General features: G+C 56.1%; 13 protein-coding genes and 2 tRNA genes. 14 read left to right on the top strand and 1 reads right to left on the bottom strand.

The window, feature by feature from the left end; genetic code table 11:
- Positions 1–69: 69 nt before the first annotated feature.
- Positions 70–366, bottom strand: coding sequence for a ribosome assembly RNA-binding protein YhbY (gene yhbY / locus OKC42_RS15555; protein ID WP_005338829.1), 297 nt, complete (start codon positions 364–366; stop codon positions 70–72).
- 97 nt (positions 367–463) lie between these two features.
- Between yhbY and rlmE the strand changes: the two genes are divergently transcribed.
- The 14 genes from rlmE to rpsO all read left to right on the top strand — a co-directional run bounded on the left by rlmE (position 464) and on the right by rpsO (position 13,539).
- Positions 464–1,093, top strand: a complete 630-nt coding sequence (gene rlmE, locus OKC42_RS15550) for a 23S rRNA (uridine(2552)-2'-O)-methyltransferase RlmE (RefSeq protein WP_005338828.1) — start codon at positions 464–466, stop codon at positions 1,091–1,093.
- A 45-nt stretch (positions 1,094–1,138) separates the two neighbouring features.
- The gene (ftsH, locus tag OKC42_RS15545) at positions 1,139–3,085 is read left to right on the top strand and encodes an ATP-dependent zinc metalloprotease FtsH (RefSeq protein ID WP_005343537.1); all 1,947 of its coding nucleotides are present in this window, start codon (positions 1,139–1,141) and stop codon (positions 3,083–3,085) included.
- Positions 3,086–3,144: 59 nt separating this feature from the next.
- Entirely contained in the window at positions 3,145–3,990 is an 846-nt protein-coding gene (gene folP, locus OKC42_RS15540) for a dihydropteroate synthase (protein ID WP_270820199.1), read from the top strand.
- Between the two features lie 15 nt (positions 3,991–4,005).
- The gene (gene glmM, locus OKC42_RS15535) at positions 4,006–5,340 is read left to right on the top strand and encodes a phosphoglucosamine mutase (protein WP_005338823.1); all 1,335 of its coding nucleotides are present in this window, start codon (positions 4,006–4,008) and stop codon (positions 5,338–5,340) included.
- A 131-nt stretch (positions 5,341–5,471) separates the two neighbouring features.
- Entirely contained in the window at positions 5,472–6,236 is a 765-nt protein-coding gene (gene tpiA / locus OKC42_RS15530; RefSeq protein WP_270820198.1) for a triose-phosphate isomerase, read from the top strand.
- Positions 6,237–6,563, top strand: coding sequence for a preprotein translocase subunit SecG (gene secG / locus OKC42_RS15525; RefSeq protein ID WP_005338811.1), 327 nt, complete (start codon positions 6,237–6,239; stop codon positions 6,561–6,563).
- 7 nt (positions 6,564–6,570) lie between these two features.
- Positions 6,571–6,655: transfer RNA gene (locus tag OKC42_RS15520), tRNA-Leu, on the top strand.
- Positions 6,656–6,747: 92 nt separating this feature from the next.
- Positions 6,748–6,824: transfer RNA gene (locus tag OKC42_RS15515), tRNA-Met, on the top strand.
- A gap of 166 nt (positions 6,825–6,990) precedes the next feature.
- Positions 6,991–7,449, top strand: coding sequence for a ribosome maturation factor RimP (gene rimP / locus OKC42_RS15510; protein WP_005338809.1), 459 nt, complete (start codon positions 6,991–6,993; stop codon positions 7,447–7,449).
- 14 nt (positions 7,450–7,463) lie between these two features.
- A complete protein-coding gene (gene nusA, locus OKC42_RS15505) occupies positions 7,464–8,966 on the top strand; it encodes a transcription termination factor NusA (RefSeq protein WP_005338808.1) in 1,503 nt (500 codons plus the stop codon).
- A 20-nt stretch (positions 8,967–8,986) separates the two neighbouring features.
- Positions 8,987–11,680, top strand: coding sequence for a translation initiation factor IF-2 (gene infB, locus OKC42_RS15500; protein ID WP_005338806.1), 2,694 nt, complete (start codon positions 8,987–8,989; stop codon positions 11,678–11,680).
- 55 nt (positions 11,681–11,735) lie between these two features.
- Positions 11,736–12,173 (top strand): 30S ribosome-binding factor RbfA, encoded by a 438-nt coding sequence (rbfA, locus tag OKC42_RS15495; protein ID WP_005338799.1) that lies wholly within the window; start codon positions 11,736–11,738, stop codon positions 12,171–12,173.
- A gap of 1 nt (position 12,174) precedes the next feature.
- Positions 12,175–13,125, top strand: coding sequence for a tRNA pseudouridine(55) synthase TruB (gene truB, locus OKC42_RS15490; protein ID WP_005338798.1), 951 nt, complete (start codon positions 12,175–12,177; stop codon positions 13,123–13,125).
- A 144-nt stretch (positions 13,126–13,269) separates the two neighbouring features.
- On the top strand, positions 13,270–13,539 hold the full coding sequence (rpsO, locus tag OKC42_RS15485) for a 30S ribosomal protein S15 (RefSeq protein ID WP_005338797.1): 270 nt from the start codon (positions 13,270–13,272) through the stop codon (positions 13,537–13,539).
- Positions 13,540–13,668: the final 129 nt, after the last annotated feature.

Genomic DNA, 13,668 nt, shown 5'->3' with positions numbered 1-13,668 from the left:
GGCTTTGCGACTACTTTGGCAAGCGACTCGGGAAGAAGTGGAATAAGGAAAGAGCGATGCTCTTTCCTTTTACTTGCGGGGCAGCTGGATTTTGGGTTCGTTGGCTTGACGATAAATGGTCAGCACATGACCCATGCTTTGCACCTTGATTGAACCGGTTTCACGGACGATAGCATCCATAACCAGTTGTTTCATTTCGCGATCTTCAGAGGCAACCTTAACCTTGATCAGCTCGTGATGGTTCAGTGCCAGATCGATCTCGGCCAGTACACCTTCGGTCAGACCATGCTGACCCAGCAGGACGACAGGCTTGAGGCTATGGGCAAGGCCCTTGAGGTACTGTTTCTGTTTATTGTTGAGAATCATCGCAATTTCTTCATAAGTCAGGGTTGAAAGGGGCGTATTCTACCCCCACTTAGCCCTTAATACTAATAACCCTTGTGGTTTTTTAAAGTCGATTATCATGACCCAGAAAAAACGTTCCCCCAGTTCAACTCGCTGGTTAAAAGAACATTTCGACGATCAATACGTCAAAAAAGCCCAGAAAATGGGCCTGCGTTCTCGTGCTGTTTTCAAGATTGACGAGATCCAGGGCAAGGATCGCTTGCTGAAACATGGCATGACCGTAGTGGATTTGGGTGCAGCCCCCGGTGGTTGGTCCCAGTTCGCGGTTGAACAGGTTGGTGATTCGGGTCGCGTCATCGCATGTGACATTTTGCCGATGGATCCCATTGCTGGTGTCGATTTCCTGCAAGGGGACTTTCGGGAGGAAACTGTACTCGGCGCCTTGCTGGAACGAGTGGGCCCCGACAAGGTCGATGTCGTGATGTCTGATATGGCGCCCAACATGAGCGGTACCCAGCAGGTGGATCAGGCTCGCGCCATGTATCTGGTCGAGCTGGCGCTGGACATGTGCAATCAGGTATTGCGTAGTGACGGCAGTTTCGTAGTGAAGGTGTTTCAGGGAGAGGGCTTTGATGCCTATCTCAATGAAATTCGTAAACTTTTCTCCGCCGTCAAAATTCGTAAACCAGACTCATCCCGCGCCAGATCACGGGAAGTCTACATTGTGGCTACCGGTTTTAAACTGTAGTACCCTAACCTTCATCGTTAACTGTCAGTCTGCGAGGTTACTGATTTGAGTGACATGGCGAAAAACTTAATCCTGTGGCTGGTCATCGCCGTCGTTTTGATGTCGGTGTTCAATAGCTTCAGCCCCAGCGATACCACCAGTCGCCAGCTGGACTATTCCAGCTTCGTTAAAGAGGTGACCCAAGAGCAGATCCGTGAAGTGCGGATGGACGGTAAGGTCATTAATGGCGTCAAGCGTACTGGTGAACGATTCACCACCATAATCCCTGCGCCGGATCCCCAGCTGCTCAACGACATGCTCAATCACAATGTCAAAGTGATGGGCGAGAAGCCGGAAGAGCCGTCTCTGTTGACCTCTATCTTCATCTCCTGGTTCCCGATGCTGCTGCTGATCGGTGTCTGGGTCTTCTTCATGCGTCAGATGCAGGGCGGCGGTGGCAAAGGTGCCATGTCGTTCGGCAAGAGCAAGGCTCGCCTGATGAGCGAAGATCAGATCAAGACTACCTTTGCTGACGTTGCAGGTTGTGATGAAGCCAAGGAAGAGGTGAAGGAGCTGGTCGACTATCTGCGCGACCCGAGCAAATTCCAGAAACTGGGTGGCAAGATCCCGACCGGTGTGCTGCTGGTTGGTCCTCCCGGTACCGGTAAGACCTTGCTGGCCAAGGCTATTGCGGGTGAGGCCAAGGTGCCGTTCTTCACCATCTCAGGTTCCGATTTCGTGGAGATGTTCGTCGGTGTTGGTGCCTCCCGGGTGCGTGACATGTTCGAACAGGCCAAGAAATCTTCTCCCTGCATCATCTTCATCGACGAAATTGATGCGGTCGGTCGCCAGCGTGGCGCCGGTCTGGGTGGTGGTCACGATGAACGTGAGCAGACCCTTAACCAGATGCTGGTCGAGATGGATGGTTTTGAAGGCAATGAAGGCATCATCGTCATCGCAGCCACCAACCGTCCTGACGTACTGGATCCGGCACTGCTGCGTCCGGGCCGTTTCGACCGTCAGGTTGTGGTCGGTCTGCCGGATGTCCGTGGTCGCGAGCAGATCCTGAAAGTGCACATGCGCAAAGTTCCGTTGGCGGATGACGTCAATCCGGCACTGATTGCCCGTGGTACTCCCGGTTTCTCCGGTGCGGATTTGGCCAACCTGGTCAACGAGGCAGCCCTCTTCTCTGCTCGTGAGAGCCGCCGAGTGGTCTCCATGGCCGAGTTCGAGAAGGCCAAGGACAAGATCATGATGGGTGCGGAACGCCGCTCCATGGTGATGAAAGAGTCCGAGAAAGAGATGACTGCATATCATGAAGCTGGCCACGCCATCATTGGCCGTTTGGTTCCGGATCATGACCCGGTTTACAAGGTCTCCATCATTCCGCGCGGTCGTGCGCTGGGTGTGACCATGTATCTGCCGGAGCAGGATCGCTGGAGCCACTCCAAGCAGCATCTGGAGTCGATGATCTCCAGCCTGTATGGCGGTCGTCTGGCAGAAGAGCTGATCTACGGTGCCGAGAAGGTTTCTACTGGTGCTTCCAACGACATCGAGCGAGCGACCGACATTGCACGCAAGATGGTGACCCAGTGGGGTATGTCCGAGCGTCTCGGCCCGATGCTCTACGCGGAAGAAGATGGTGAAGTGTTCCTCGGTCGCAGCATGGCCAAGGCCAAGCATATGTCCGACGATACCGCTCGCGTGATCGATGCCGAAGTCAAGCAGGTCATCGACCGCAACTATGCCCGTTCCAAGCAGATCCTGCTGGATAATATGGACGTGTTGCACAGCATGAAAGATGCGCTGATGAAGTACGAGACCATCGACGCCAAACAGATCGATGATCTGATGGCGCGTCGCGAGGTTCGTGCTCCGAGCAACTGGCATGACGAGCACGGTGATACCCCGCAAGGCGGTTCCACCGTGGCTGCCGAGGCCAAGCCTGCCGATGAGGCTGCACCGGTGGCGGATGTCACTATCGACAAAGCCAACGACGCTCCGGCCAAATAATTGTGACTCTCCAAACCCCGGGCTTGCCCGGGGTTTTTCTTTATCAGATGGACGTGAAAATGCAGTTAACCAGCAAGGGGCTCAGCCTCTCCCTCGATCGTCCCCATGTTATGGGGATCCTCAATGTGACGCCCGACTCCTTCTCCGATGGCGGCCATTTCAACCAGTTTGAACGGGCAATGGCCCATGCGCGCCAGATGGTCTCTGACGGTGCGACCCTCATCGACATCGGTGGCGAGTCAACCCGCCCTGGTGCGCCCGATGTGAGTGAGCAGGAGGAGCTGGACAGGGTCGTTCCTGTTGTGGAGCAGATGGTTCGTGAGCTGGATGTGATGATCTCCCTCGATACCTCCAAAGCGGCTGTGATGCGGGAGGGTTGCAAGGTGGGTGCCCATCTGATCAACGATGTGCGGGCACTGCAAGAACCTGGATCACTGCAAGCCGCGGCCGAAGCGCGGGTTCCGGTCTGTCTGATGCATATGCAGGGGCAGCCGAGAACCATGCAGGTCGAGCCCCACTATGACGATCTGGTCGGGGAGGTTCGCGCCTTTTTTGATGAGCGCATTGCGGCTTGTCTGGCGGTCGGGATCCGGCGTGAAGAGCTGTTGCTGGATCCGGGATATGGCTTTGGCAAAACCCTTGCACACAACTATCAGCTGTTGGCGGCTCAAAAGGAACTGCTTGATTATGGCTTGCCGCTATTGGTGGGGATGTCGCGAAAGTCTATGATAGGCAACCTGCTGGGCCGTCCGGTGGATGAGCGTCTGGCGGGCAGTCTGGCATGCGCCCTTATCGGCATGCAGCATGGGGCCCGCATCATCAGGGTACACGATGTACGGGAGACCATGGACGCATTGCGCGTCGGTTGGCTGGCAATGACGGGACAAGATTTTATTTCCAGATAATAAAGAGAACAGACAATGGCAAGAAAGTATTTCGGTACCGATGGGGTACGCGGCAAGGTTGGCGAATACCCGATCACCCCTGATTTTGTAATGAAATTGGGTTGGGCTGCCGGCAAGGTGCTCTCCAAGAAGGGCACCAAAAAGGTGCTGATTGGCAAAGATACCCGCATCTCCGGTTACATGCTGGAATCCGCGCTGGAAGCGGGGCTCTCCGCAGCAGGCCTTAAAGCCATTCTGATGGGGCCCATGCCCACGCCGGCGGTTGCCTACCTGACTCGCACTTTCCGTGCCGAAGCTGGCATCGTCATCAGCGCTTCCCACAACCCCTTCTACGACAACGGCATCAAGTTCTTCTCCGCCGATGGCACCAAGCTGCCTGATGATGTCGAGCTGGCTATCGAAGCCGAGCTGGATCACGAGCTCAAGTGTGTCGAGTCGGCCGAACTTGGCAAAGCGGTGCGCATTGATGATGCCGCCGGTCGCTATATCGAATTCTGCAAGAGCACCTTCCCCTCCCACATGAATCTGGATGGGGTGAAAATGGTGGTCGACTGTGGCCACGGCGCCACTTACCACATTGCGCCGTCGGTTTTCCGCGAACTGGGTGCCGAAGTGATCACCATGGGCTGTGCCCCGGATGGTCTCAACATCAACGATGGTGTCGGTTCGACTGCACCTGACGCTCTGGTGGCCAAGGTGCTGGAGTGCAAGGCCGATCTGGGGGTTGCCTTTGATGGTGATGGTGATCGTCTGATCATGGTTGACCATACCGGCTATCTCATCGACGGTGATGAAGTGCTCTATATCATCGCGCGCGATGCCCTGCGCAATGGTCGCCTCAAAGGCGGTGTCGTCGGCACCCTGATGGCCAACATGGGTCTGGAGCTGGCGCTGCAAACCCTGGGCATTCCGTTTGCCCGTGCCAAGGTGGGTGACCGCTATGTGCTGGAGATGATGGAAGAGAAGGGCTGGCGCATCGGTGGCGAGAACTCCGGCCACATTATCTGTCTGGATCAGACCACTACGGGTGATGGCATCGTAGCCGCCTTGCAGGTGCTTACCGCCATGCGCAGTGCCGAGATGCCGCTGGCCAAGCTGCGCTCCGGCATGAGCAAGTTCCCGCAGGTGCTGGTGAATGTTCGTTTTGCCGAAGGCAAGGATCCGCTGGCCGCGGATGCTGTCATGGCTGAGGTTGCCAAGGTGGAACAGGAGCTGGCTGGTCGTGGTCGCGTACTATTGCGTAAATCAGGTACCGAACCGCTGATCCGGGTCATGGTCGAAGGGGAGCATGAACAGCAGGTGCGTGACATGGCTCAGCGCATCGCCAAGCAGGTTGAATCGGCGTTTTAATGAACAACCAGGGCGGCTTTTTAGCCGCCCTGGTTGTATCTTGTTCAAACGATTCAAAAATTTAAAAATAGCACTTGTCAGCTGAGCATCCTCTGGATATTATCAGCCCCGCTTTCGCAAGGGAGTTGCCGATGGGACATCGCAAGCCGTTTGTAGCAGCCAACTGGAAGTTGCACGGTAGTAGGTCGCAGTTAGAGCAGTTTACGAGTCAGTGCATGAACGGCGTTGACGGAAAAGTAGATGTGGTTCTCTGTCCTTCCCATGTGCATCTCGACTTTAGCGCTTCACTGCTTAATGAGCAGAAGGTAATAAAGTTGGGGGCTCAGAATGTGAGTCAGCACGCTACTGGCGCTTACACTGGAGAAATCTCGTGTCGGATGCTGGTAGAGGCAGGGTGTCGTTACGTATTGGTAGGGCACTCCGAGCGCAGGCGTCTCTTTGGTGAGACCAGTTTTATCGTCGCAGAGAAGTTTGCGGCAGCCAGAGCGGCAGGCTTGATTCCCATCCTCTGTTTAGGTGAATCAGGTGCGGCGAGGCAGGCGAGAAGAGCCTTCGAGGTGATCGCTGAAGAGCTGGATATCGTCATAGAGAAAAATGGCGCGATGGCTTTCGATAATGCTATCATCGCCTACGAGCCGATTTGGGCTGTAGGTACAGGTAAATGCGCCACACCCGAGCAGGCACAAGAGGTTCATTCCTTTATACGTGGTCGCTTGGCGGAGGATACTCCGGTAATAGGTGAGAAAGTTAGAATCATCTATGGTGGGAGCGTAACGCCGAGCAACGCGAGAGATTTGTTTGCACAGCCCGACATTGATGGCGGACTGATTGGCGGAGCAAGCCTCGATAGCGATGCGTTTTTAGGAATTGTTGAAGCGGCAAAGGGTGCAAGTTAAATGTACGAGATTCTTTTAGTCGTTTATCTGCTGGTTTCACTGGCTCTGATTGGTCTGGTGATGATTCAGCAAGGTAAAGGGGCTGATATGGGCGCCTCCTTCGGCGCAGGGGCATCGAACACAGTATTCGGCTCCGGTGGTTCAGGCAGTTTCCTGACCCGAACAACTGCAATTTTGGCTACTCTGTTTTTCGTTATCAGCCTGGTGCTCGGATCTATGTCCAGCAACAAGGTCAAGCAGGGTAGTGAGTGGGAGAATCTGCAACAAACCCAACAGGTTGAGCAGACCAAAGCGCCAGTAAAGAAAGATACTGACGTTCCCGAGTAAGAGTTTTGCCGTGGTGGTGGAATTGGTAGACACGCTATCTTGAGGGGGTAGTGCTCTAGGGTGTGCGGGTTCGAGTCCCGCCCACGGCACCAATTAAGCAGTGAGCTCGGGAAACCGAGTGTATTATAGCCAGTCAGTCTTGTATCGAGAGAGTGAAGTGGCTATAATCTCGCACGATTTCGGACGCGGGGTGGAGCAGCATGGTAGCTCGTCGGGCTCATAACCCGAAGGTCGTCGGTTCAAATCCGGCCCCCGCAACCAAATTTCACGCATTTCCTACGCTCAGGAAGGCGGTCGCTGCGAGGCGACAATCAGGGTAAAGCGCCAAGCCCCGATTTGACATCGGGGCTTTTTGTTATGTGCAATTTACTCTGAATCGATATCTATCTGGGCTTTATGCCCTTTTTTTGTTTTTCGGAGGGTGACTTTGGCTACGTTGGAACAACGTTTGACCGATCTGCTCGAGGCTCCGGTCGTTGCCTTGGGTTTTGAACTTTGGGGTATTGAGTTTATCCGTGCGGGTAAACACTCCACCTTGCGTGTCTATATCGACGGCGAGCAGGGTGTGACTGTCGAGAACTGTGCTGAGGTCAGCCATCAGGTTGGCGCCATCATGGACGTCGAAGATCCCATCACCGAGGAGTACTACCTCGAGGTGTCCTCCCCAGGCCTGGATCGTCCCCTGTTCAAGGTTGCCCATTTCGAAAAATACGTTGGCCAAGAGGCGGCGGTAACGCTTCGGATGGCAACAAACAACCGCCGCAAGTTCAAAGGCGTAATCAAAGCTGTGCAAGGCGACATGATCACCCTGACAGTAGATGGTAAGGACGACGTGTTGGCTTTCACCAATATCCAAAAAGCGAACATAGTGCCGAACTTTGGTTAACGAGGCTATCGGATATGAATAAAGAGATTTTGCTGGTCGTTGACGCAGTATCCAACGAGAAAGCGGTACCCCGCGAGAAGATCTTCCAGGCTCTGGAAACCGCGCTGGCGACTGCGACCAAGAAGAAATATGAAGGCGAGATTGAAGTTCGGGTCGAAATCGATCGCAAGACCGGTGACTACGACACTTATCGCCGCTGGGTAGTCATTGCGGATCAAGCCGCGATGGAGAACCCCTACGCGGAAATCACCCTGGAAGCGGCGCAGATCGATCAGCCGGAAATCCAGATCGGTGAGTATGTTGAAGACCAGATTGACTCTGTGACCTTCGACCGTATCACTACCCAGACCGCCAAGCAGGTTATCGTGCAGAAAGTGCGCGAAGCCGAGCGTTCACAAGTAGTTGATCAGTTTAAAGATAAAGAAGGCACCATCATCAGTGGTGTGGTCAAGAAGAGCAACCGCGACAACGTCATCCTGGATCTGGGCAGCAATGCTGAAGCCGTGATCTTCCGTGATGACATGCTGCCGCGTGAAACCTTCCGCCCGGGCGACCGTGTCCGTGGCCTGCTGTATGCAGTGCGTCCGGAAGCCCGTGGTTCCCAGCTGTTTGTCAGCCGTTCCAGCCCGGACTTCCTGAAAGAGCTGTTCCGTATCGAAGTACCGGAGATCGGTGAAGAGATGATCGAAATCATGGGCGCTGCCCGTGATCCGGGTTCCCGCGCCAAGATCGCGGTGAAGACCAACGATCGTCGTATCGACCCGATCGGTGCCTGTATCGGTATGCGTGGTGCCCGTGTGCAAGCTGTCTCCGCCGAGCTGAGCGGTGAGCGTGCAGACATCGTGCTGTACGATGACAACCCGGCCCAGTACGTGATCAATGCCATGGCACCTGCCGATGTGGCCTCCATCATCGTTGATGAAGACAACCACACCATGGATATCGCCGTGGAAGCTGCCAACCTGGCTCAGGCCATCGGTCGCAATGGTCAGAACGTGCGTCTGGCCTCCCAGCTGACCGGTTGGGAGCTGAACGTGATGACCGTTGAGGACATGCGTGCCAAGCACCAGGCCGAAAACGACCGCATCATGAACCTGTTCACCAGCACCCTGGACATCGACGACGATTTCGCCGGTCTGCTGATGGAAGAGGGCTTCTCTACCCTGGAAGAGATCGCCTTTGTACCGGTCAACGAGCTGCTGGCTATCGACGGTCTGGATGAAGACATGGTCGAAGAGCTGCGCAAGCGCGCCAAAGATGCCCTGACTACCAAGGCACTGGCCAAAGAAGAGTCTTTCGATGGCGTTGAGCCGTCTGAAGAGCTGCTCAATCTGAACGGTCTGAGCCGCGAACTGGCCTACGCTCTGGCGGGCCGTGGCGTGGGCACCTTGGAAGATTTGGCTGAGCAAGGTATCGATGACCTTGCTGATATTGAAGGGCTGACTGCCGAGAAGGCAGGTGAGCTCATTATGGCTGCTCGCAATATCTGTTGGTTCGGAGAAGAGCAGTCCGAGTAAGATCAAACGGAGGAAAATGAATGGCAGAAGTATCAGTCAAACAACTTGCCACTGACATCGACACACCGGTTGATCGTCTTCTCCAGCAGTTTGTCGATGCCGGTATCAGCAAGAGCAAGGCCGACGACATGGTCAGCGAGTCTGAGAAACAGGCTCTGCTGGCACACCTGAAGAAACAGCATGGAGGTGACGAGGTCGCCGCTCCTGCCCGCATGACCTTGCAGCGCAAGACCAAGAGCACCATCAGTGTTCAGGGGACTGGCGGCAAGAACAAGGAAGTGCAGGTAGAAGTGCGCAAGTCTCGCACCTATGTAAGACGCTCGGCGCTGGAAGATGAACAGCGTCAGGCGGAAGCCGAGGAAACAGCGCGTTTGGAAGCAGAAGAAAAAGCTCGTCGCGAGGCCGAAGAGAAGGCTCGCCTCGAAGCTGAAGAGAAGGCTCGCCGTGAGGCTGAGCAAGCTCGTCGTGAAGCTGAGGAAAAGGCGCGGATCGAGGCACAATCAAAGGCTCGACAGGCTTCACAGCCCGCCAAAGCAGCCAGTAGCACAGCTCAGCAAGAGGCAGAAAAGATGGCCAAGCGCGAAGCAGAAGAACTGAAGCGCCAACAGGAACAAACAGCTTTGAAAAAGGCTGAAGAACTCGCCGCGAAGAAAGCCGAAGAGGCTCGTCTCATGGCGGAACAGAACGCAGCCCGCTGGGCTGAAGAAGAGGCCGCTCGCGCCAAAGAGAGCAGCGACTACCATCTGACCACCAACAAGCATGCGCAAGCCGCAGAAGACGAGTTGGATCGGAAAGAAGAGACCAGCCGCCGCACTGCCGCAGCTGCCAAGGCACCGAAGAAAGCCGGTCGTCGTGAAGATGATCGCGACTCTCGTAACCCGCGTGCCCGTAAAGGCAAGCGCGGCAAGGTTGCCATGCCGAACGCCATGAAGCACGGTTTCAACAAGCCGGCTGCCGTGGTGAACCGCGATGTCGTCATCGGCGAGACCATCACTGTGGCCGAGCTGGCCAACAAGATGGCTGTCAAGGGCGTTGAAGTCATCAAGGTGATGATGAAGATGGGTGCCATGGCCACCATCAACCAGGTGATCGACCAGGAGACCGCTCAGCTGGTCGCCGAGGAGATGGGTCACAAGGTTGTGCTGCGTCGTGAGAACGAGCTGGAAGAGGCGGTACTGTCCGATCGTGACGAGACCTCCGAAGCCAAGCCGCGCGCACCGGTCGTTACCATCATGGGTCACGTTGACCATGGTAAGACCTCGCTGCTCGACTACATTCGTAAAGCCAAGGTTGCTGCTGGCGAAGCCGGTGGTATTACCCAGCATATCGGTGCTTACCACGTCCAGACTGACAGTGGCATGATCACCTTCCTGGATACTCCGGGTCACGCGGCGTTTACCTCCATGCGTGCTCGTGGTGCCAAGGCGACCGATATCGTTGTTCTGGTTGTTGCAGCTGACGACGGCGTGATGCCGCAAACCATCGAAGCTATCCAGCACGCCAAGGCGGCCGGTGTGCCGCTGGTTGTTGCGGTCAACAAGATCGACAAGCCTGAAGCGGATCCGGATCGCGTCAAGACCGAACTGGCCCGTTACAACGTCATGTCCGAAGATTGGGGTGGAGACTGCCAGTTCGTGCACGTATCCGCCAAGTCTGGCGAAGGCATCGACGACCTGCTGGAAGCCATCCTGATCCAGGCTGAAGTACTGGAGCTGAAAGCGGTGGTTGACGGCATGGCCAACGGCGTCGTGATCGAATCCTTCCTGGATAAAGGTCGTGGTCCGGTTGCTACCGTACTGGTTCAAGAAGGTACTCTGCGTCAGGGCGACATCGTTCTGTGTGGTCTCGAGTACGGCCGTGTTCGCGCCATGCGTGACGAACTGGGTCGCGAGATCAAGGAAGCGGGTCCGTCCCTGCCGGTGGAAATTCTGGGTCTGTCCGGCGTTCCCTCTGCCGGTGACGAAGCCACCGTTGTCCGTGACGAGAAGAAAGCCCGTGAAGTGGCGCTCTATCGTCAGGGCAAGTTCCGCGAAGTCAAGCTGGCTCGCCAGCAGAAGGCCAAGCTGGAAAACATGTTCGCCAACATGACCGAGGGCGAAGTGTCCGAAGTGAACGTGGTGATCAAGGCCGACGTACAAGGTTCTGTGGAAGCGATCTGCGATGCGCTGGTCAAACTCTCCACCGACGAAGTGAAGGTGAAGATCGTGGGTTCCGGCGTAGGTGGTATCACCGAAACCGACGCGACCCTGGCTGCTGCTTCCAGCGCCATCCTGGTTGGTTTCAACGTCCGTGCCGACGCATCTGCGCGCAAGGTCATCGAATCCGAGAGCCTGGATCTGCGTTACTACTCCGTCATCTATGACCTGATCGACGAAGTGAAGCAGGCCATGAGCGGCAAGCTGGCCCCTGAGTATCGTCAGGAAATCATCGGTCTGGCTGAAGTGCGTAGCGTCTTCAAGTCTCCGAAGTTCGGCGCCGTTGCCGGCTGTATGGTTACCGAAGGTGTGGTCAAGCGTTCCAACCGTATCCGCGTTCTGCGTGACAACGTGGTTATCTATGAAGGCGAGCTGGAATCCCTGCGCCGCTTCAAGGATGACGTCAACGAAGTTCGCAACGGCTACGAGTGTGGTATCGCGGTCAAGAACTACAACGACGTGCGCGAAGGCGACCAGATCGAAGTTTACGAGACTGTTGAAATCCAACGGACTCTGTAAGCCGAGAGTTAGACAAAATAGGGGGCCGCGGCCCCCTTTTATCGCAGGATAGAATATGGCCAGAGAATTCAGCCGGACCCGTCGGGTCGGACAGCAGATCCAGCGTGAAATTGCGCTGATCCTGCAGCGCGAGGTGAAAGACCCGCGCATCGGCATGGTGACCGTTTCCGATGTGGAAGTGTCCCGTGACCTCAACTATGCCAAGATTTACGTCACCTTCTTGCAGCTGGAAAATGATGCCGAGCGCATCAAGGAAGGCTTGCAGGGTCTGACCGAAGCAGCCGGATATATCCGTAGTCTGCTGGGCAGTGCCATGCGTCTGCGCGTGGTGCCCGAGCTGCGTTTCTACTACGACCAGACCCTGGTCGAGGGGATGCGTCTCTCCAACCTGGTGACCAACACTGTGCGTGAAGACAAGCGTCGCATGGCCGAATCCGGCCGTGACGAAGAAGCTGAATCCGCACCGGATGACACGACTGAGGATAAAGCCTGAGATGACCCGAAGACGTCGTTTCAAGGGCCGTGATGTGCACGGCATTCTGCTGCTGGACAAGCCGACCGGCCTGACCTCCAACGATGTGTTGCAGAAGGTCAAGCGCATCTACAACGCCGCCAAGGCCGGTCACACCGGCGCACTGGATCCGCTGGCGACCGGCATGCTGCCGATCTGCCTCGGCGAGGCCACCAAGTTCTCCCAGTATTTGCTGGAAGCGGACAAGCGCTATGAGGTGACCGCCAAACTGGGCGAGCGCACCAACACCAGCGACTCCGACGGTGAGGTGGTCTCCACCCGTCCGGTGAACGTGGCTGTCGGTACCCTGATCGAGGCGCTGGACCAGTTCCGTGGCCCCATCATGCAGGTGCCCTCCATGTACTCCGCGCTCAAGCACAACGGCCGTCCGCTCTACGAATATGCCCGCGAAGGCATCGAGATCGAGCGTGAAGCCCGTCCCATCACCGTATTCGAGCTCAAACTGCTGAGCTTCGAAGGTGATGAAGTGCGCCTTGAAGTGCACTGCAGCAAAGGCACCTACATCCGCTCTCTGGTGGATGATCTGGGTGAAGTGCTGGGTTGTGGCGCCCACGTGACCCAGTTGCGCCGTACCCAGGTGGCCAGCTATCCGTACGAGCGGATGCTGACTCTGGAGCAACTCGAGTGCATCTTCGAGCAGGCCAAGGCCGAGAGCATCCCGCCGCGCGAGCAGCTGGATCCTTTGTTGCTGCCGATGGACACCGCCGTAGCAAGCTTGCCCGAGGTGAACATGCTGGCGGTTGTGGCTGCCTATGTGAATCAGGGCCAGGCCGTGCAGGTGGCGGGTGCGCCGCAAAGCGGTCAGGTTCGCATGACGGTCGGCCCGGAGCGCGAGTTCATCGGGGTTGGCGAAATTGATGATGATGGCCGCGTCGCTCCCAAGCGACTGGTGCGTTATCACGACGAGGAGTGATCCTCAGGCGGTATCAGCGCGTCTTTCCTGTTTCGCCTCTTTATCGTTGCGAAAAGGGGCGGGGACGATTATGATACCGCCCTCATTTCACGGCTGAATTAGAGATTGGCTGTGAACCTTTAAACACTCTACTGGAGTATTACCATGTCTCTAAATGCTGAGATCAAAGCTCAAATCGTTGCTGACAACGCTCGTTGCGCCAACGACACCGGTTCCCCCGAAGTGCAAGTTGCCCTGCTGACTGCCCAGATCAACCATCTGCAAGGTCACTTCAAAGAGCACTCCAAGGACCACCACGGTCGTCGCGGTCTCCTGCGCATGGTTTCCCAGCGTCGTAAGCTGCTGGACTACCTGAAGCGTAAAGATTCCGAGCGTTATGCTGCTCTGATCGCCAAGCTGGGTCTGCGTCGTTAATCGACCATCAGATTTCGCGAAAAAGGGGAACCGTCAGGTTCCCCTTTTTTATGGCTATGTCCCAATTACGTGTTGCATGGGGCGCCCCAGCGCCTCATGCAAACATGCTTTGATATTTACGCCTTTTCC

The sequence above is a fragment of the Aeromonas sp. Y311-2 genome, from assembly GCF_027706025.1.
Classification (GTDB): Bacteria; Pseudomonadota; Gammaproteobacteria; order Enterobacterales; family Aeromonadaceae; genus Aeromonas; species Aeromonas veronii.
Note: the sequence above shows the minus strand (reverse complement) of the source record. Positions and strands in the feature narration are given on the sequence as shown.